Source organism: Bradyrhizobium genosp. SA-4 str. CB756 (assembly GCF_000473125.1).
GTDB classification, from domain to species: domain Bacteria; phylum Pseudomonadota; class Alphaproteobacteria; order Rhizobiales; family Xanthobacteraceae; genus Bradyrhizobium; species Bradyrhizobium arachidis.
In genome coordinates this window covers 1716724-1735650 of sequence record NZ_KI421499.1, presented here as the reverse complement: position 1 = coordinate 1735650, position 18927 = coordinate 1716724, and the positions used below count along the sequence as shown (strand labels likewise).

17 protein-coding genes are annotated in these 18927 nt (G+C 64.6%); 8 read left to right on the top strand and 9 right to left on the bottom strand.

Annotated elements, in window-relative coordinates; genetic code table 11:
• Positions 1 to 76: 76 nt before the first annotated feature.
• Positions 77 to 985 (bottom strand): hypothetical protein, encoded by a 909-nt coding sequence (locus BRAGE_RS0108445; protein WP_027560033.1) that lies wholly within the window; start codon positions 983 to 985, stop codon positions 77 to 79.
• 228 nt (positions 986 to 1213) lie between these two features.
• On the opposite strand from BRAGE_RS0108445, the gene yidD reads away from it, so the two are divergent.
• Positions 1214 to 1552: a membrane protein insertion efficiency factor YidD gene (gene yidD, locus BRAGE_RS0108435; protein WP_027560035.1), complete on the top strand. Its 339-nt coding sequence runs from the start codon at positions 1214 to 1216 to the stop codon at positions 1550 to 1552.
• A 120-nt stretch (positions 1553 to 1672) separates the two neighbouring features.
• The gene (locus BRAGE_RS0108430; protein ID WP_027560036.1) at positions 1673 to 1891 is read left to right on the top strand and encodes a hypothetical protein; all 219 of its coding nucleotides are present in this window, start codon (positions 1673 to 1675) and stop codon (positions 1889 to 1891) included.
• A 1-nt stretch (position 1892) separates the two neighbouring features.
• Here the strand turns inward: BRAGE_RS0108430 and BRAGE_RS0108425 are convergent, their stop codons facing one another.
• From BRAGE_RS0108425 to BRAGE_RS0108415, 3 genes are read right to left on the bottom strand one after another with little or no spacing between them, the layout of a single operon-like run.
• Positions 1893 to 2849 carry a PDR/VanB family oxidoreductase gene (locus BRAGE_RS0108425; protein WP_027560037.1) on the bottom strand — a complete coding sequence of 319 codons (957 nt, stop codon included), beginning with the start codon at positions 2847 to 2849 and terminating at the stop codon, positions 1893 to 1895.
• Positions 2846 to 3367 (bottom strand): MOSC domain-containing protein, encoded by a 522-nt coding sequence (locus BRAGE_RS0108420; RefSeq protein ID WP_027560038.1) that lies wholly within the window; start codon positions 3365 to 3367, stop codon positions 2846 to 2848. Before BRAGE_RS0108420 ends, BRAGE_RS0108425 begins: the two co-directional genes overlap by 4 nt.
• A gap of 55 nt (positions 3368 to 3422) precedes the next feature.
• Entirely contained in the window at positions 3423 to 4736 is a 1314-nt protein-coding gene (locus BRAGE_RS0108415) for an MFS transporter (RefSeq protein WP_027560039.1), read from the bottom strand.
• Positions 4737 to 5092: 356 nt separating this feature from the next.
• Between BRAGE_RS0108415 and BRAGE_RS0108410 the strand changes: the two genes are divergently transcribed.
• Positions 5093 to 5650, top strand: coding sequence for a helix-turn-helix domain-containing protein (locus BRAGE_RS0108410; RefSeq protein WP_027560040.1), 558 nt, complete (start codon positions 5093 to 5095; stop codon positions 5648 to 5650).
• A gap of 122 nt (positions 5651 to 5772) precedes the next feature.
• Here BRAGE_RS0108410 and BRAGE_RS0108405 read toward each other — a convergent pair whose 3' ends face one another.
• Together BRAGE_RS0108405 and BRAGE_RS0108400 are read right to left on the bottom strand one after the other, a co-directional pair.
• Complete coding sequence (locus BRAGE_RS0108405) at positions 5773 to 6981, bottom strand: hypothetical protein (RefSeq protein ID WP_108914439.1); 1209 nt, start codon at positions 6979 to 6981, stop codon at positions 5773 to 5775.
• A gap of 2 nt (positions 6982 to 6983) precedes the next feature.
• Positions 6984 to 8351 carry an APC family permease gene (locus BRAGE_RS0108400; protein ID WP_027560042.1) on the bottom strand — a complete coding sequence of 456 codons (1368 nt, stop codon included), beginning with the start codon at positions 8349 to 8351 and terminating at the stop codon, positions 6984 to 6986.
• 326 nt (positions 8352 to 8677) lie between these two features.
• Here BRAGE_RS0108400 and BRAGE_RS0108395 point away from each other — a divergent pair, with 326 nt between their 5' ends.
• Together BRAGE_RS0108395 and BRAGE_RS0108390 are read left to right on the top strand one after the other, a co-directional pair.
• The gene (locus tag BRAGE_RS0108395; RefSeq protein WP_027560043.1) at positions 8678 to 10030 is read left to right on the top strand and encodes a hypothetical protein; all 1353 of its coding nucleotides are present in this window, start codon (positions 8678 to 8680) and stop codon (positions 10028 to 10030) included.
• A gap of 234 nt (positions 10031 to 10264) precedes the next feature.
• Positions 10265 to 10591, top strand: coding sequence for a GrlR family regulatory protein (locus BRAGE_RS0108390; protein ID WP_027560044.1), 327 nt, complete (start codon positions 10265 to 10267; stop codon positions 10589 to 10591).
• A gap of 17 nt (positions 10592 to 10608) precedes the next feature.
• Here the strand turns inward: BRAGE_RS0108390 and BRAGE_RS0108385 are convergent, their stop codons facing one another.
• Positions 10609 to 10986, bottom strand: a complete 378-nt coding sequence (locus BRAGE_RS0108385) for a hypothetical protein (protein ID WP_027560045.1) — start codon at positions 10984 to 10986, stop codon at positions 10609 to 10611.
• Positions 10987 to 11078: 92 nt separating this feature from the next.
• Positions 11079 to 12248 (bottom strand): MFS transporter, encoded by a 1170-nt coding sequence (locus BRAGE_RS0108380; protein ID WP_027560046.1) that lies wholly within the window; start codon positions 12246 to 12248, stop codon positions 11079 to 11081.
• A gap of 185 nt (positions 12249 to 12433) precedes the next feature.
• On the opposite strand from BRAGE_RS0108380, the gene thrS reads away from it, so the two are divergent.
• From thrS to BRAGE_RS0108365, 3 genes are all read left to right on the top strand, one after another.
• Positions 12434 to 14476 (top strand): threonine--tRNA ligase, encoded by a 2043-nt coding sequence (thrS, locus tag BRAGE_RS0108375; protein WP_051377732.1) that lies wholly within the window; start codon positions 12434 to 12436, stop codon positions 14474 to 14476.
• A 97-nt stretch (positions 14477 to 14573) separates the two neighbouring features.
• The gene (locus tag BRAGE_RS0108370) at positions 14574 to 15137 is read left to right on the top strand and encodes a nitroreductase family protein (protein WP_027560048.1); all 564 of its coding nucleotides are present in this window, start codon (positions 14574 to 14576) and stop codon (positions 15135 to 15137) included.
• Between the two features lie 66 nt (positions 15138 to 15203).
• Positions 15204 to 16472: a serine hydrolase domain-containing protein gene (locus BRAGE_RS0108365; protein WP_027560049.1), complete on the top strand. Its 1269-nt coding sequence runs from the start codon at positions 15204 to 15206 to the stop codon at positions 16470 to 16472.
• On the opposite strand, the gene BRAGE_RS0108360 is transcribed toward BRAGE_RS0108365, so the two are convergent.
• Entirely contained in the window at positions 16458 to 18920 is a 2463-nt protein-coding gene (locus tag BRAGE_RS0108360) for a putative bifunctional diguanylate cyclase/phosphodiesterase (RefSeq protein ID WP_027560050.1), read from the bottom strand. The two genes, BRAGE_RS0108365 and BRAGE_RS0108360, sit on opposite strands and share 15 nt — an antisense overlap.
• Positions 18921 to 18927: the final 7 nt, after the last annotated feature.

Genomic DNA, 18927 nt, shown 5'->3' with positions numbered 1-18927 from the left:
CCCGGAATCCAGAGCTTGCCGATCGAGATTCCGGGTTCGTGCTGCGCCCCGGAATGATTTGCCAGGATTTAGGAGCTTACTTCTGCACCGCCGCAGCCGGCGTGGCCACGCTGCCGGTCGGCACCAGGGCTTCCGCCGTCTTGGTCGACTTGGCGGCCTGTGGCGCCTGCTCCGGTTCGGCGCCGAACCTCGCCTGCGTTTTCGGCGCCAGCTCAGCCATTGCCGGCGCGGAGACGTCGACATGCGGCAGCACGTCGGCCACGAGATCGGTCGTCACGAGATTGGTGAGCTTGAGCTCGCCCGCGTCGAGTTCGTGCAGGTCTTCCCACGGCGGCACGCTGAGCGCGAGCGACAACAGATCGCCGGCACCGCCCATGTCAAAGGTGTATTTGGCGAGCCGGCCGATGTCGCGTTCCACGATCATCAGGTCCTGCGCGCTGTAGCTTGCCGCCTTGGCATCGTCGGCCCGGTCGCCCATCCAGATCTGGTGAACCCGGACATGGGCCGCATCGGGCACGTAGCGCTTCTTGCCGGCCAGCAGCAGGAACACGCACATGGATTCGCAATAGGCTTCAGGCGCCACCGCCGGACGGGCCGACGGACCGCCGCGGTTCTGAACGCTGATCCCGACCGTGGTCAGAAGGCCAAGATTGCGGAAGCGCCGGCCGAGCGTGATCGCATCGTTGACGGAGCCGCCGCTGGAGTCGAGCACGACGGTGGCGCCGCCAAGCTGACGCGCGCGCGCGAATTCCTCGAAATCCTTGGGGGTATCGGACGTGATGATCCCGACCGCGCTGACCCACCCACGGCAGTTGGGCTCGCAGGCGACCCAGTTGAACTTCATCGGCAGCTTGCGCTCTTCAAGCGCAGCGCCAGCCCGGGCAGACGATCCAAACGTCGCGATGGCCCCCGCCAGCGCGATACCACAGACGGCGGTTCCCACAAGCAACCAGCCGCGAAGATTGAGCGACGTCAGAAGTTTCAAACTGGTCCCTTCCCCAAGCCCCAAAGCGATTCAGGCAAGCCCCGTTTTGCGTTCCATGAGTCTACACATGGACGTCATAAAAATGGTATCCGGGGGAATACAGATCGTCCATAGGTACTTGCTGCACTGCTCCCAAAAAGCACGTAAAATATGGCGCGCAAACAACAGCTTGCGGTTCCCTGCACCGGAACCGTGCAGCACCTCGCTCAACGTCGCGGCAAAGCGCACATGAAGCATTCAGCCTGCGAACATTGTTCCAATCCGGTCGAGGGCGCACTCCGGCTCCCACGCAGATTCGGCCGCGCGCTGATCTGGCTCTACCGCCACACGCTCTCGCCGCTGGTCGGCTACAATTGCCGGCACCTGCCGACCTGCTCCGTCTACGGCGACGAAGCGATCGAGCGGTTCGGGCTTTGGGCCGGTGGCTGGATGACGCTGGCGCGCCTGCTCCGCTGCAACCCGTTCGGCACGTCAGGCATCGACAACGTTCCGCTCAACGCACCGCAGGGCGCGCACTGGTATCTGCCCTGGCGCTACGGCCGCTGGCGCGGCGTCAACGCCCAGTAAAGAGCGCGCATTTTTCCGATCATGCCGGCGTTTGCTGCGGTGCTCTGCGCATCGCTGCCCCGAGCGGAACCGGAACTTTCGCCTCGCGTTGTTGTGATGCTCCCCCGGGAGGAAACAACAATGCGCTGGAAAATCAGCCCTCATTTTCACTTCAAGCCTGGTCCCCGTTCCGGTCCCGGCGGGCATCATCATAATCACGATCCCAGAACCCTCGACATGCTCGCTATCATCGCCCTGCTGGTGCTCGCGGCCGGCTCCGGCTGGTACCTGGCAACGAGCTTCGCCACGCCGCCGAGCTCCACGGCCTTCATCGTGCCGAGCCAGAGCGTGCACTGGTAGATCAGAGATCAAGCACCAGCCGATCGGCGTCCGATCCTGCGACGCAGACCATGAGATAGCGCTCGCGCTCGTAAGGCGACAGGATGCGGTCGCGGTGCACGGGCTTGCCCTCGATCCAACCGACTTTGCAGGCGCCGCAGATGCCGCCGCAGCACGAGGTGGCGACGTCGACGCCGCCTTCCTGCAACGCGGCCAGCATGGTCTGGCCGGCCCGCACCTCGATCTCCATGCCGGAGCGCGCCAGCAACAGCGTAAAGGGCTTTGCATCCGGATCGATCACAGGTGGCGGCGCGACGAAGCGCTCGACATGAACATTCGCCGCGGGCCACGCTGCCGTTAGCCGCTCGAAATCATTGGTCATGCCTTCCGGGCCGCAACAGGCGACCAGGGTGTCTACCCCACCCTCTCCAACGAGCGCCGCGAGATCAGGACGCCCGCTCCGGGACGTTCGATGCACGACGACGCGTCCCTCTTCGATCAGCGCGCCGAGATGCGCGGCCAGCGGCACCTCCTCGCGCACGATCAGATGCAGTGTGAAGCTGGCCTGATCCGTTCGCTCAAGATGTCGTGCCATGGACAGGAACGGCGTCACGCCGATGCCGCCGGCCACGAACACATAGCGTGCGATGCGCGCATCGGGCGTCATGCCGCCGCGCGGCAGCGAGACGCCGATGACGTCGCCGGGCCTGACCTCGTCGTGCAGCACGCGCGAGCCGCCGCGCCCCTCCGCCTCGCGCTTCACGGCGATGACATAGCGCGTATTGTCGGCGGGCTCGTTGCACAACGAATAGGTACGCACGAGCCCGTTCGGCAGATGCAGATCGATATGCGCGCCGGGCTTGAACGGCGGTAGTTCCCAGCGATCGGGATCGACCAGGGTGAACAGCTTGATCCCGCGGCCTGCCTCCTCGATGTCGGCGACGACCGTCTTGACCGTCGTGATCGGACGCACCTTCATGCCGCGTTCCGCACGATGTTGCCGACCTTCACGAGGCCGCCTTGCAGGATTTTGCAATTAAGGCCGGAGCGGTTGATCAGGGGATCGAAGATCGCCTTGCCGGTGATCTCCTCGATGTGCCGGCACGGCACCGACAGCCGCGTCGCCTCCAGCAAGGTCTCGCCCAGCCAGAAGCGGCGGCCGACCAGATGGTTCAACGGCACGCCCTCGACCGTGACGTTGCGCCGGTGTTCCTCCGGTCTGAGCTCGATGCCGGCGTCGCGCTTGAGCGCGACCAACGTTTCGAGCTCGAACAGGGTGACCTGCCGGCCCTCCTCCGGCTTGTGCGAGTAAAACCCCTCTTCGTTGCCGATCATATAGCGATCGCCTTCAATGCCCCGGCCGGCGACGAGATTGATTTGCTCCGCCGCGCGCATCGGCAGGAACGCACGCGGGGTGAAATGAAGGAAACGCACCACGCCGGTCCAGCCGAGCTGTGTTGCGTTGTGCGCCGAGCCGGCACTGACGGTATCGAGCATGACAATTCCCCTTGGGTGAACGATGGCGCGCCGCCGGCAGCGACGCGCCGCGGGATCAGGTCAGTTCCTTGTTCGCCATCTCCGGCGCGAAACTGGTTGCAGTCGCGGTGATGGCGGCGCAGGCAATGAGCAAGAGCGAGACCGGCCAGGTTGCGCCCCCACTCCAGGCCATCAGAGACGCCGCAATCAGCGGCGTCAACCCGCCGCTCAGGGCCGCACCGACCTGGAAGCCGAGCGATGCGCCGCTGTAGCGCAGCCGCGCGGAGAACAACTCGGAATACCAGGGCGCACCGATGCCGAACATCACCATCTGACCGAACGTGATCGCGACCACGATGGTGCAGACGACGATGGCGGGATCGCGGGTGTCGAGCAACCAGAACAGCGGGAAGGCAAACAGCGCCGAGAAGGCGCAACTCGCATAGAACATCGTCTTGCGGCCGACGAGGTCCGACAGCCAACCGAACAGCGGAATGGCAAACAGCGCAACCAGCGATGCGGCGAACGCACCGTTCAGGACTACCGCGCGCGGCAGCCCCAGATTGGCCGTGGCGTAGGACATCACGAACACGCCGCCGATGCTGGCATAGGCGATCTCGGAGATCTTCAGACCGACCGCGGTGAAGAACGGCCTGCGGTGATGCCTGAAGATCTCGACCAGCGGCATGCTGGCGACCTCCTTCTTGGCCTGGACCTGACGGAAGGCGGCGGTCTCCTCCATGTTGAGACGGATGTAGAGACCGACGCCGACCAGAAGGATTGAGATCAGGAACGGAATGCGCCAGCCGTAAGTCATGAAGTCGGTTTCCGGCAGGCTCGCCACCAGCGCGAACATGCCGATTGCGGCCAGATTGCCGATGGGATTGCCGACCTGCACCATGCTGCCGAGTAGTCCGCGACGATGTGTCGGACAGTTCTCGACCACCATCAGCACGGCCCCGCCCCACTCACCGCCGAGACCGATGCCCTGGAGAAAACGCAGGCCGATCAGCAGCAGCGGCGCGGCGATGCCGATCTGTTGGTAGGTCGGCAGCAGGCCGATCAGGAAGGTGCCGATACCCATCACCATGATGGTGATCGCGAGCATCGCCTTGCGGCCGACCCGGTCGCCGTAATGGCCGAAGATCGCCGCTCCAAGCGGCCGCGCCAGGAAGCCAACGGCATAGGTGCCGAAGGCCGCGATGGTGGCGAGCGTGGGATTGCCGGCGGCGAAGAAGACCTTGTTGAACACCAGCGCGGTCGCCGTGCCGTAGATGAGGAAGTCGTACCATTCGACCGCGGTGCCGATCACGCTCGACCACACGATCCGTCGCAAGCTCGCCGCCTCGTCCGGCGCTACGTTCAGGGTTACGTCGTCTGCTACGGTCATCGATCTCTCCAAAAGGTACCGGCGCCTGGGAAAAGCAGTTGGTTCGGTCCGTGGAGCCCATCGGCAGCCAGGACGGTAAAAATCGATCATGTTTACTATTGGAAATCAACGCCACGGAACGCGGCAACTGCCGTGGATCGCGGCAAAGGGTGTGAAATGCACTAATTTTCGGCGAATTTCTGCGATATACTAGCAAGCCTGCTCACATTATCCGCGTCATTGCCTGAAATTTCCGCGCAGGAGTTTTCTATTGGAATACGCTTGCAGGCAGCCGGACCGGCCGATCCGCGCCATCGGGCTGGCAGTCGGGCGGCATCTGTTGCAAAAGAAGCCCCAGCAGTTCGGGAGATTCATGCGTGCTTGACGTCAGCAAAGCGACAGCGGTCGGGGCCAATATCCGCCAGGCGCGGATTGCCAAGGGCCTGACGCTGGACCAGCTTGCCAAGCAGAGCGATCTCACCCGCGGCTACATCTCCCTGGTCGAGCGCAACCTGAAGATCCCTTCCCTCGCCGCGCTGCTGCGGATGGCCGCTGCGCTCGAGGTCAATGTCGCGAACTTCTTCGATCCGAACGCCGAGCCCGCGCCGCGCTATACGCTGTTCCGCCGCGAAGGCGGCAACGTCCCGCTGTTTCAGGACACGTTTGGTGTCGTGCCGCTGGCGACCGGCCGCACCCGCAAGATGATGGAGCCGTTCCTGCTGAGCCCGCCGCACAAGGCGGCAACGCGCGCCTCGCATGCCGGCGAGGAACTACTGTTCGTCATCAACGGCAAGATCGCGATCAAGCTCGACGGCGAGGAACTGACGCTTGGCAAGGGCGATTGCCTGTATTTTTCAGGAGAGACCCCGCACGAGGTCAGGAGCCTCGGCCGACAGAAAGCGGAAGTGCTCGTCGTCGTGGCCCAGACGCCCTGACGCCTGATTTCAGCAAACAGCCTAAAGCGCGATGAGGTTTGGATGAACCGTCATCGCGCTTTAGCTTGTTGTTTACGCATGATCTTTCCGGAAAACCGCTTCGCACTTTTCCGGATCATGCTTTAGCGGAACCAGAAGAAGCGCCCGGGCGGCGGCGGGATCGGCTCGGGCGGACGCGGCCGCTTCGGGCGCGGTGGTCTCGGCGGCGGCTCCGCGGTGGCCTCCGCGGCAGGCACGATTTCGCTGCCCGGCACCTTCACCGACAGCAGCAGATTCGATTCATTCATGCGCCAGCGATAGCCGACGCCGAAGTCGATCGGCTGGGCGCGCGTGAACAATTCGGCGTAGCGCTCCTGATAGCGCCCGGGGAATTCGTCGATCGGTCCGAGATAGCGGCCGAACGGGAAGAACCGCCACTGCCGCGCGCTGTAGCTCGCAAGCGGAATGCCGGAATCGTCCTGGATGATGGTCGCGCTGTTGGCGAGCAGCCAGTCGCGCGCGACGGTGAAGTTGCCGGAGTGCAGCAGATACGACGCGCTCTTGAGCAGGCTGTTGCCGGGCCCGAGCGTCTCGCAGAACCTCAGGAAGCCCGCTGCGCGCGCGCTCGCGTTGGAGAGATCGGCGGAGAAATAATACAGCGTGCGGGCTTCCCCATCGGGGCCTGCAAAGGTGATGCGGACGCCGCGCGTCGCGCTCGGTCCCGGATTGTCGTTGCCGACATGCATCCCGCCCTTGTTGTCGAGCGCGACCATCTCGACGTTGCGGATGGTCTTGCCGGAGCGCGCGAGGAAGACATAGAGAATCGGCAAGGTGCCGCTGACCTGGTTGGTGTGCAGGTCGACCTTCATCTGCTTGGTGATGAAGAAGGAGAAGCTCAGGATCGAGCCGAGCGAGCGCTCGACGTTGTAGAGCGCGGCGCCGACCGAACCGCGCGGCAACCGCGTCAAATCCGGCACGGTGCCGACCGGCTCCAGGGCGCCGAGCACATAGGTGCTGGCCTTGGAATAGAAGGCATCAGCGTAGAGGAAGTCAGGTCCGCTGAACAAATAGAACATGGTCGGCCTGGGCGCGGCCAGATTGACGTCGGCCCAGCTCCGGATCTTCGCGAGCTGGCGCTGCTCGAGCTGGGCGAAGGCGCCGTCGAAGAATTTGGCGTGGCGTTGCCAGCCTGGGTCCCTCGTGAGCGGCACCAGCGGCGAATCCGCCGAAGGCTGCATGCCCGCAAGGAAGCGCGCGGTGTCGTCGAAGGTGACCTCGGCCGCACGCGCCGACGCGATGGCCGCAGCCAGGAGGGCAAGAGCGACGGCCGCAACTCTCATGGGTCGAAACATGTCTATTCGCGATTGTGTGACGTGCCAGCGGCGACCGGCCGCCTGCGGAAAATAGCATAAATCAACAAGCCCGAGACCATGACGAGCATCCCGGCGAGCGACTGAATAGGCCGCTCGGTCAACAGGTAGTACATCATGAAGGCGGTCACGAGCAGGAAAACGAGCGGCGTGAACGGGTATCCCCAGGTGCGATAGGGCCGCGGCAGCTCGGGATTGGTGATGCGCAGCTTGATGACGCCGGCAACCGTGAAGAACGAGCAGAACAACAGCGCGAACTGGATGAAGTCGAGGACAGCCTCGAAGCTGCGCGTGAACAGCAGCAGGTTGGCCACCGCGAGCTGAAACAGGATGGCATAGGCCGGCGCGCCGCTGACCGACCGCTTCGAGAACACGCGCAGCGCCGGAATGTCCTCCCCCATCGTCATCATCACGCGCGGGCCGATCCACATCATCGCGCTGATCGAGGAGACCAGGCCGACGCAGATCATGGCACCGACGATGCGGCCGCCGAGGCTGCCGAAGATCGCTGTGCCGGCGACGCTGGCGACGTCAAGCTGGCCGGCGAGCGCGCTGACGGGCGTTGAGTAGAGGAATACGGCGTTGAGCGCGACATACAGCACCAGCACGATCAGCGTGCCCGCGAGCAGCGCGCGCGGCAGGCTCTGCTGCGGCGTGTTCATCTCGCCGATGATGTAGGTCGCGGCGTTCCAGCCCGAGAACGAGTACATCACGAACACGAGCCCGATCGCGAAGGGAGCGCTGACGATATGCACGAGATCGCCCGGCTGCGGCGTGAAGGCAATCGGCTGCGGCACGCCGATGATGAAGCCGGCAACGAGGAAGGCGACGATCAGCACGACCTTCAAAATGGTCGAGATCAGCTGGAAGGTCGAGGAGTGCCTGACGCCGGTCAGCTGCACGAGCGAGACCAGCCACACCACGCCGATGGCGAGCGGGATCGGCGGCAGATCGGGGATGACCGATTTGGCGTATTCGCCGAACGCCATCGCCGCGAGCGCGACGGGCGCCGCAAAGCCCACCGTCGCCGAGACCCAGCCGGCGAGAAAGCCGAAGGCGGGATGATAGGCGCGGCCGAGGAAATTGTACTCGCCGCTCGAGCGCGGAAACATCGCCCCGAGCTCGCTGTAGGAGAATACGCCGCACAACGCGACGACGCCGCCGACTGTCCACAGCAGCAGGATCGAGAAGCCGGACGGGATGTCCTTGACCTGGAAGCCGAGGCTGGTGAACACGCCGACCCCGATCATGTCGGCAACGACGATGGCGGTTGCGACCAGAGCGGAGACCCCCGACCCGCGTCCGGTCAGCCGGCCAGTCCAAGGCGCAGTACCCGCATCTGATGCCGTCATCGGGGTCCTTAAACCTCAGGCGTCGCGCCTCCTCGGAGGCATCGTGCAGATTGGTCCAGTCAATTCAAGCAGGGTTAACAAGGGTTAAATGAGGCGAACGCAATAGGTAAATTAACACCTTTCATGCATGGTCTTGGGCAATAAACCCGCCCAAACACCGGGAAATCCCGTTTTCCTCCCCCACAATCAGGACACGATTGCATGGTCCTTTTGAGCGTTCCGGATGTGGGGAAGTTTCTCCGGACGCTTAACGTCACCTAAACGCCGGTCGGCTCAATTGTCTCAAGCTTGCCGATTGACTTGAAGTGCCTTGGGGTCATGGGTGGATGGTCGGGGCCGTTCCGAACGTGAGAGCTGACACGCGTGCCGATCGGACGAATTCCGGTCGGCACGGCCGTGCGCTCCGGATCGGTCTGGTCTCAGCCTTGGTGCCCCTCGCGCTCGCGCTGGTTCAATGCGGCAAGGCGTCCAATCCGGCAGCGCTCGCGGCGAACTCGCAGGCCAACGTCCAAACCAACGTCCAAGCCAATCAGGTCGTCGCCAAGACCAATCCACAGGCCTCCAACCGGCAGGTTGCGGGCGGCGACAGCTTCGAGGATCGCTTCCCTGCCCCGCAGTTCACGGAGCGCTTCCCGTCGGCGAGCGAGAGTTTTCTGCAACGGCAGATGTCGGACTTCTCGCCAAAGCGCGCGGTGCAGCAACAGCCGGAACAAGCTCCCTACAAGGTCGCCTCGCTCGAGCCTCAGGTCCCGTTCAAGCGCCCCGCACGTGACGACCTGACGACGCTCGTCAGCATGAAATCGTCGGCGTTCCCCTATTTCGGCAACAACCCCGCCTCCGATGCGCCGTTCCTCAACATCTCCAAGGGCGACCGCCGCGGCCACCGCAGCTATTCGGGGCGCGTCTACTGGCAGGACGAGACCTACAGCGACAGCCGCGTGCTGGTGCACGTGCCCGAGCATTTCGACGTGCACAAGCCGGGCGTGATCGTGGTGTTCTTCCACGGAAATGGCGCAACGTTGGAGCGCGACGTGCGCAACAGGCAGCTGGTGCCGCAGCAGATCACCGATTCCGGCGCCAACGCGATCCTCCTTGCTCCGCAGATGGCGGTCGATGCCGCCGATTCCAGTGCCGGCAAGTTCTGGCAGGCCGGCGGCTTTAAGCGCTTCATGGAGGAATCGGCGAACCACCTCGCCCGCCTCACCGGCGATCCCAACAGCGCGCGCGCCTTTGCCAACATGCCGATCGTGATCGTCGGCTATAGCGGCGGTTTCCTGCCGACGGCCTGGAGCCTCGAGGTCGGCGGCATCAGCGACCGCGTCCGTGGCGTCGTGCTGCTCGACGCCGTCTATGGCGAAATGGACAAGTTCGCCTCATGGATCGAGAGCCACCGCTCCGGCTTCTTCGTCAGCTCCTACACGCACTACACCGCACGACGCGACCGCGAGCTGATGAGCATGCTCAGGCAGAAGGGCATCAGCGTCTCCGAAGACATGGATGGCCCCTTGCGTCCCGGCAGCGTGGTGTTCGTGGAGACCGGCGAAGGCATCACACATCGTGACTATGTGACGCGCGCCTGGACGCGCGATCCGCTCAAGGACGTGCTGGTGAAGATGTCGGCGACGCCGGCGCTCTCGCTCACGCGGGTGGCCTCCACCAATCCGGCACCGAGCCGCTAGGGCAGCGTTTTCGAGCGAAGTCGATACCGGTTCGCGTCAACAAAACGCGTCAAATTGAGAAAGGTGGAGATATTGCGCCAGCCGGCATTTGGCTGCGCTGCCTGCAATTGTCTCAAGCCTGATCAAAATGTGATGTTGACGGCCGACAATTCCCGGGGGTCACCGGATTGCTTCCGCTGGCGACGACCATAATTTGCCGGCCGAGCTGCGATTGGACTCTTGTGGGGACGAGCCGTGCGTCAGGGATTGTACAAGGTCGACTTCCACACCGTTCACGGAACCGGCTGCGGCGTCGTCTATGTGGTGGATGGCAAGATGCGCGGCGGCAATTCCGCCTTCGCCTTCATCGGCACCTATACGGGCGAAGGCGACAGCATCAAGGTCAAGATCGCGACCCAGCGCCACAACGACGACCCGGCCTTCAGGCCGCTGTTCGGCATCGACCGGATCACCCTGACGCTCGCCGGCCGCGAAGACGGCAACACGGCGGAGTTCGAAGGCACCGCGCTGCAAGTGCCGGGCGTTGCCTTCAGGGCCGTCTTGAGCCGCATCAGCGATTAGCCGTCCAGCTTGCGGACTTAGTTCTTGGGCAGCTTCGGAATGCTCTCGGCAAAACCGTTGAAGCAGGCCAGCCGCTCGTCCTCTTCCTTGAAGAAACGGCAATCGGCGTAGCCCTTGGCCTTCGCCGGCTTTGGCTTCGGCGCCGGCGGGATCACCGCGTCGTAGCAGTTGAGGCGGTCCTTGGTGCCGTCGTCGATGTCGAGGCAGGCCTGGAGCCGCGCCGCGACCGATTGCGGCTTGCCCTTCGGCGCCGGCGCGGCCGTGGCGGCCGCCGTCTTGGTCCCTTTGGGCTTGACCTGCACCAGCGGCTTATCCCCCACCATGGGTGGCTTGTCGGTCTGCGCAAACGCGGAGGCTGAATAGAGCACCGCGGCAACCGCCAGAATCATCCTCATCTCAGTCAACTCTCTTTGGTCCCCATGACCGGCCTTCTAGCGCTCCGGCGCGCGGTTTGCCAAGCACCTTGCGCACAGGAAAACGCTGGAATTCAGGCGGTGGCGGCCGCCGCCGGCCGGGTCAGGACCACCAGGATCAGCGCCAGCACGACGAAACCGACCGCGACGAAGCCGAGTGTGTGCAATAGCTCGCGGGCGAACAGCAGCCCGCCGGTGGCGGAGCCGACCGCCTGGCCGATATAGAGAACAGAGGTGTTGAGCGCGACGGTCGCCGATGCCAGCGGCGGCGCGGCCGCGACCAGGCGGACCTGCTGCATCGAATTGGTCGAGGCGAAGCCGAGACCCCAGACCGCCACCGCGACCGCCATCAGCACGAGGCTACCCGCACCGAGCGCCCAGCCGGTTATCCCCGCAAGCAGCAGGCAGGTGAACAGCAGCGAGGTTCGGAACGGTCCCCAGGTATCGACGATGCGGGTTGCAATCACGACGCCGAGGAAACCACAGACGCCATAGACGGCGAACACCATGCCGATCGCATCGGGGCTTGCCCCGGTCAGCTTCTTCAGCAGCGGCCCCATGAAGGTGAACACCACGAACTGCCCGGACATTTGCAGCATGGTGATCGCAAGCAGAAGCAGGATCGCCTTGCTGCGGCCGACCGCAACCCAGGTCTTCAGGTCGACGGGCACGCCCTTCAAGCCGCCCGGCAGGCGCATCAGCAACAGCACGAAGCTGACGCAGCCGAGCACGCCGATCTCGCCATAGGCCGCACGCCAGCCATAGCGGCTCGCGATGAAGGTGATCAGCGGCAGGCCGACGGCGGCCGCGAGCGACCAGCCGAGAAAGATATAGGCGATGGTGCTGCCACGCCGCTTCACCGGCACGATCATCGCCGCGGTGCCGGCTGCCTGCGGCGTGTAGAGCGCGCCGATCGCGAGCATGACGAGACGGATCACCAGAAGGCTGGTGTAGTCCGGCGCAAAGGCCGAGGCGAGATTGCCAAAGGCGAGCACGGCGAGCGTCGTGGTGAGCAGCGTCCGCCGCTCGATCCGGCTGGTCAGCCACGCCGTCAGCGGCGAGCCGATGCACAGCGTGATCGCGCCGAATGTGATCAGTAGCCCGGCCGCATGGATGGTGACGTCGAGCCCGCTCGCCAATTCCGGCAGCATGCCCGCAGGCGCCAGCACCGAGCAGCCGGTGACGAGATTGCCGAGCATCAGGGCGGTCGGCGCAAAGCGCCGGGCGGCGGGGGCATTTTCCATGCAAACGCATGTAGCGGCGGCTTGTGACGAGTTAAAGGGCGCTGAGCCAAATAGTTGGTGCAAGGCCCCGCTTTTGCGCGCCACTTTCTTGGAATTGCCGGATTGCGCAGGCCGAATCGCCTGATATATCGCTCGTTCCCGCTTACCTGCGCTCGTTCGCAGGAGTGAGCCTCAGGAGAAAAGCAATGTCCGACCAGCCCAAATCCGAGTCTGGCTTCCAGTACAGCCTCTCCAATCTGAAGCCCGTGACCCCCGCCGCCAAAGTCACCCTCACCTTCCCCGACGGCGCCCAGCGCCAATATGACAAGAGCATCACCGGGCTCGAGATCGCCAAGGGCATCTCGCCGTCGCTGGCCAAGCGCACGGTGGCGATGGCGCTCGACGGCGTCGTCGCCGACCTCGACGATCCCATCGAGGCCGACGCCAAGATCGAGCTGATCAACCGCGACGATCCGCGTGCGCTCGAATTGATCCGCCACGACTGCGCCCACGTGCTGGCAGAGGCCGTGCAGACGCTGTGGCCCGGCACCCAGGTCACCATCGGCCCCGTGATCGAGAACGGCTTCTATTACGACTTCTTCCGCAACGAGCCGTTCACGCCGGAAGACTTCGCCGCGATCGAGAAGAAGATGCGCGAGATCATCGCGCGCGACAAACCCTTCACCAAGGAGGTCTGGGACCGCGAGAAGACCAAGCAGGTGTTCCGCGACAAGGGCGAGGCCTTCAAGGTCGAACTGGTCGACGCCATTCCCGGCAACGAGCCGATCAAGATCTACTACCAGGGCGACTGGTTCGATCTGTGCCGCGGCCCGCATATGACCTCGACCGGCAAGGTCGGCAACGCCTTCAAGCTGATGAAGGTGGCCGGCGCCTATTGGCGCGGCGACAGCAACAATCCGATGCTGACCCGCATCTACGGCACGGCCTTCGCCAAGCAGGAGGACCTCGACGCCTATCTCAAGCAGATCGAGGAAGCCGAGAAGCGCGACCATCGCAAGCTCGGGCGCGAGCTCGACCTCTTCCATTTCCAGGAGGAAGGTCCGGGCGTGGTGTTCTGGCATCCGAAGGGCTGGACCATCTTCCAGCAGCTGATCGCCTATATGCGCCGCCGCCTCTCCGGCGACTACAACGAGGTCAACGCACCGCAGATCCTCGACAAGGTGCTATGGGAGACCTCGGGCCATTGGGGCTGGTACCGCGAGAACATGTTCGCGGCGCAGTCGGCCGGCGACGAGGCCGAGGACAAGCGCTGGTTTGCGCTGAAGCCGATGAACTGCCCCGGCCACGTGCAGATCTTCAAGCACGGCCTGAAGAGCTACCGCGACCTGCCGCTGCGCCTCGCCGAGTTCGGCGTGGTGCATCGCTATGAGCCGTCCGGCGCCATGCACGGCTTGATGCGCGTGCGCGGCTTCACCCAGGACGACGCACACATCTTCTGCACCGAGGACCAGCTTGCGGACGAGTGTCTGAAGATCAACGATCTCATCCTGTCGACTTACGCCGACTTCGGCTTTACCGGCGATTTGACGGTGAAGCTGTCGACGCGGCCGGAAAAGCGCGTCGGCACCGATGCGATGTGGGATCACGCCGAGCGCGTGATGGCAACTGTGCTGCGCGAGATCCAGACGCAGAACAACCACATCAAAACCGAGATCAATCCGGGCGAAGGCGCCTTCTACGGGCCGAAGTTCGAATACGTGCTGCGCGACGCCATCGGCCGCGACTGGCAGTGTGGCACCACGCAGGTTGACTTCAACCTGCCGGAGCGGTTCGGCGCGTTCTACATCGACCATGACGGCAGCAAGAAGCCGCCGGTGATGGTGCACCGCGCGATCTGCGGCTCGATGGAACGCTATATCGGCATCCTGATCGAGCACTTTGCCGGCAACTTCCCGCTCTGGCTCTCGCCGGTGCAGGCGGTGGTCACGACCATCACCTCGGAAGGCGACGAATACGCCAAGCAGGTGCTGGAACAGGCGCGGCGCGCCGGGCTGCGGGTCGAGATCGACCTGCGCAACGAGAAGATCAACTACAAGGTCCGCGAGCACTCGCTGGCCAAGATTCCGGCATTGCTCGTGGTCGGCAAGAAGGAGGCCGAGACGCATTCGGTTTCGGTCCGCCGGCTCGGCAGCGACGGCCAGAAGGTGATGACCACTGAGGAGGCCATCGCCGCGCTGGTCGACGAGGCGACCCCGCCGGATGTCAGGCGGGCCCGCGGCGCCGTCTGATCCCTGAAATCGATCTAAACTCGCTTTCGGTTGCGGGCGTGCATCCCTATCTGGGGATTGCACGCCCGAAGACGACCAGCCGATGAGGAAACCCGCTGTGCCCGATGCCATCGAACTCCTGAAGACCCGCCGCTCGGTCAAGCCGCGCGAGATGACCGGCCCGGGTCCCTCCGCGGCCGAGCTCGAGACGATCCTCACCATCGGCGCGCGGGTGCCTGATCATGGCAAGCTCGCGCCCTGGCGCTTCATCGTCTTCGAGGGCGACGCGCGCCAGCGCGCCGGCGAGGTGATTGCCAAGGTCTTTGCGCGGAAGAATCCCGGCGCGCCGGCGGCTGACGTCGAGACCGAGCGCAATCGCCTGATGGACGCCCCGCTGGTGATCGGCATCGTCAGCTTCACAAGGCCGCATCCCAAGGTGCCGGCGTTCGAGCAGGAATTATCGGCGGGCGCGAGCGCCATGAACATCGTCACGGCCGCGACCGCGCTCGGCTACGGCGCCTGCTGGCTGACCGGCTGGTTCTCGTTCGACCGCGACGTGCTCGACGGACTCGGCCTCAAGCCGGACGAGAAGCTCGCCGGCTTCATCCATATCGGCAAGCCGACCAGGCCGAGCGAGGACCGCCCGCGACCGTTCCTTTCGGAAATCGTGACGCGATTTTAATCGAAGGCTTGTTGACGGCTTCGACATCTTGCGGCTTTGATCCCTTCCGCGAGGGAGGAGGCCCGGATGAAACGCCGTGAATTTCTGGTCGGAGCCGCGCTGCTGGCCGGCACGATGGCGCGAGGCCGCGCCGCTGACATCCCCGCTCCCTCGCCCGAGGGGCTCGACCGCATCACCGCGTATTTCGACAACGAGGTCACGAGCGGCCGGCTGCCGGGCGCCGTGATCCTGGTGCAGCAGCACGGCAAGCCGGTGTATCTCAAGACCTTCGGCGTGCGCGACACCAGGACCGGCCTTGCGATGACGCCGGACACGATCTTCGCCATCCACTCCATGACCAAGCCGATCACGTGCCTCGGCGCCATGATGCTGATCGACGAGGGCAAGCTCGCCCTCACCGACCCCGTCTCGAAATACGTCCCCCTCTTTGCCGACACCAAGGTGGGCATCGAGGTCACCGAGCCGGACGGCAAGCTGAAGCTCGATCTGGTGCCGCCGGTCCGCCCCGTCAACATCGAGGATCTGCTGCGGCACACCTCCGGGATCAGCTACGACTATATCGGCGGCAAATGGGTCGAGCAGGCCTACAAGGCCGCCAACATCTTCGAGGGTCAATTCAACAACAGGGAATTCGCCGACCGCATCGCCAGGCTGCCGCTGGCGCGCCAGCCGGGCACGCTGTGGCGCTACGGCCATTCCACCGACGTGCTCGGCGCCGTCATCGAGATCATCTCGGGCCAGACGCTGTATGAATTTTTGAAACAGCGCATCCTCGATCCGCTCGGCATGACCAGCACCAAATTCGCGCTGGCGACGGAAGGCGAATTGGCGAGGATGGCGCGACCACTGCCGAACGATTTCATCCTGCTCGCCGGCGAGCGCGACCGTCTCGACCATCCCGAATGGCAGTCCGGCGGCGGCGGGCTGCTATCGACCATCACCGATTATCAGCGCTTTTCGCAGATGCTGCTCAACGGCGGCGAGTTCGAGGGCAAGCGTTACTTAAGCCCTGCGGCTTTCAAGGCGATGACGACCGATCATGTCGGGCCCGGCTCCGGCGTCGGCCGCGACTATTTCTATTTTCCGGGCGATGGTTTCGGCTATGGCTACGGCCTCGCCGTGCGCACCGATCCAGGCAATGCGAAGCCGCCGCCGCCGGGCTCGCTCGGCGAGTTGAAATGGGACTCAGGCAGCGGCACCTATTTCGGCGTCGATCCCAAGCTCGACATGGTCTACCTCATGATGCAGCAGACCCAGAACGAGCGCAGCCGCATCACGCCGGCGTTCAAGGCGCTGGTCTACGACTGCTATCCGGAGGGGCTACGCCGCCCGTGAGGCGCGCTGGCCGAAATCTGCGAGCAGCTTTGCGATCTCCGCGGCAGGCCGCGCCGCGCTGAACAGGAAGCCCTGCACCTCGTTGCAGCCCTCCGCACGGAGCCAGTCGAGCTGATCCTCGGTCTCGACGCCTTCCGCGGTCGTCGTGATGTTGAGGCTGCGGCCAAGGCCCGAGATCGCGCGCACGATCGCGCCACAATCGGGCCGCTGCGCCAGATCCTTGACGAAGGAGCGGTCGATCTTGATCTTGTCGAACGGGAAGCTGCGGAGATAGCTGAGGCTGGAATAGCCGGTGCCGAAATCATCCATGGAGATGCCGACGCCGAGCTCGCGCAGCTGATGCAGGATCGCGAGATTGGCGTCGGTCTCAGCGAGGAAGATCGATTCGGTGATCTCGAGCTCGAGCCGCTTGGGTGACAGGCCGGACTGCGCCAGCGCCGAGATCACGACCTGAACCAGATTGCGGCTGCGAAACTGCGCCGGCGAGAGATTGACGGCGACCTTGACGTCGCTCGGCCATTTCACGGCTTCAGCGCAGGCTTCGCGCAGCACCCACTCGCCGAGCTGGGTGATGAGGCCGATGTCTTCGGCAACGGGGATGAACTCCGCCGGCGAGATCATGCCCTTGTCGGGATGACGCCAGCGCAGCAGCGACTCGAAGCCTGAGATGCGGTCGGAAGCGATCGACACCAGCGGCTGGTAGTGCAGCTCGAACTCGCCATTGGCGAATGCGCGGCGCAGATCGACCTCCATGTCGCGGCGCTTCTGCGCCTGGAGATCCATCTCGCGCTCGAAGAAATGGTGCACGCCGCCACCGTCGGACTTCGCCCGGTACAGCGCCATGTCGGCGTTGCGCATCAATTCTTCCGACGTCGTCCCGTCGCCCGGCGACAGCGCGATGCCGATGCTGGCGCCGATCACCATCTCCTGGCCGTCGATCTCATAGGGTGCGCGCAGCATGTCGATCAGCAAGGTCGCGCAGGCGCTGGCCTCGTTCGGCGAGACGTCGGCGGCCAGGATCACTGCGAACTCGTCGCCGCCGAGCCGGGCCGCAAGATTGCCGCCGCGGACGGCGGTGGTGAGCCGTTCGGCGACCTCCTTCAGCAGGCGGTCGCCCGACGGATGGCCGAAGGAGTCGTTGATGTTCTTGAACAGGTCGAGATCGATATAGAGCACGCCGACGCGCTTGCCGCCGGCCTGGTCGAGCGCCTGCTTCAGGCGCTCCTGGAAATATTCGCGGTTCGGCAGATCGGTGAGCCCGTCATGGTGCGCCATGTGGGCGATCCGCGCCTCGGCCTTGCGCCGCTCGGTGATGTCGACCACTGCGACGAGATAGCCGTCGCGGTCGTCGAAGGTGACGAGACGGCCGAACGTAAGCACCTCGATCTCGCTGCCGTCGGCGCGCAGATGTCGCCAGTTGCGCGAGGAGTGATAAGTGTCGCCGACGCGTTCGAGCGCCTCGGCATGGCTCTCCCATTCGTCCTGCGGCCAGATCTCGTGCAGCTTCATGCGCAGGAAGGTGGCGCGGCTGTAGCCGTAATGCTGGACCGCGGCGTCGTTGACGCCAAGGAACTGCTTGGTCTCGGCGTCGAACACCCACATAGGCATCGGGTTGTTGTCGAACAGCAGGCGGAACGAGGCGTCGCGCCGCTTCAAGGCGGTGACGTCGGAGATCGTCAGCGAGACCACGTCGGCAAAGGCGGTGGCGCTGAGGCGGAGGTATCGCCCCTCGTTCTCGATCTCGAGCTGCTCGCCGCGGCCGCCCGAGACGGCCTTGAGCAGGAATTCCATGATCTCGGGGGCGGCCAGCAGCGTGCTGCCTTCGCCGATCCGCCGCCACAACAGGCTTCCGGTCGCGAGCTTCAGCAGCGCGCCCGCGCTCTTGTTGTGGTGCACGACCTGGAGATCGAACGGCTTGCCTTCGGCATCGCGCAGCGTCGCCAGCGAAACCACCGCATCGTCGGTCGAGGAGAAGATCGCGTCGAGGAGATTGTATTGCGCGCCGCGTTCGTTGACATAGGCGCCGATCAGGGTCGCGCCCCAGCGCGAGGCGGTCGGCAGCGCGAGCACGTCGTAGGTCCGGACCATGCCGTCGCGCACGCAATGCGCGCTCGCCTGGTGAGGCCGGCCGTTCGCGAGCGCGCTCGCCACCGCTTCCGACAGCGCCGTGGCGCAATCGGGCGACAGTTCGGCGACCGGGATGTCCCAGCGCTCCTCGCCGAGCCATTTCTGCACGTAACGTCCGCTGCGCGACAGCTCGAGCGCGCCGTCATTCCTCAGCAGCGCAATGTGGTCGGCGAGCCGTCCCAGGCTGCCCAGCATCACGTCCTCGTAGCGCGGCAGCCGGTCCCCCGGCTTCAACGCGGCACGCCATTTGCGTTGAAGCACCGGGATGTCGTCAAACATTTCGGTGGCCGGTTTCCCCGACGCTTTCTTCGCGGCAGTCATTGTAGTC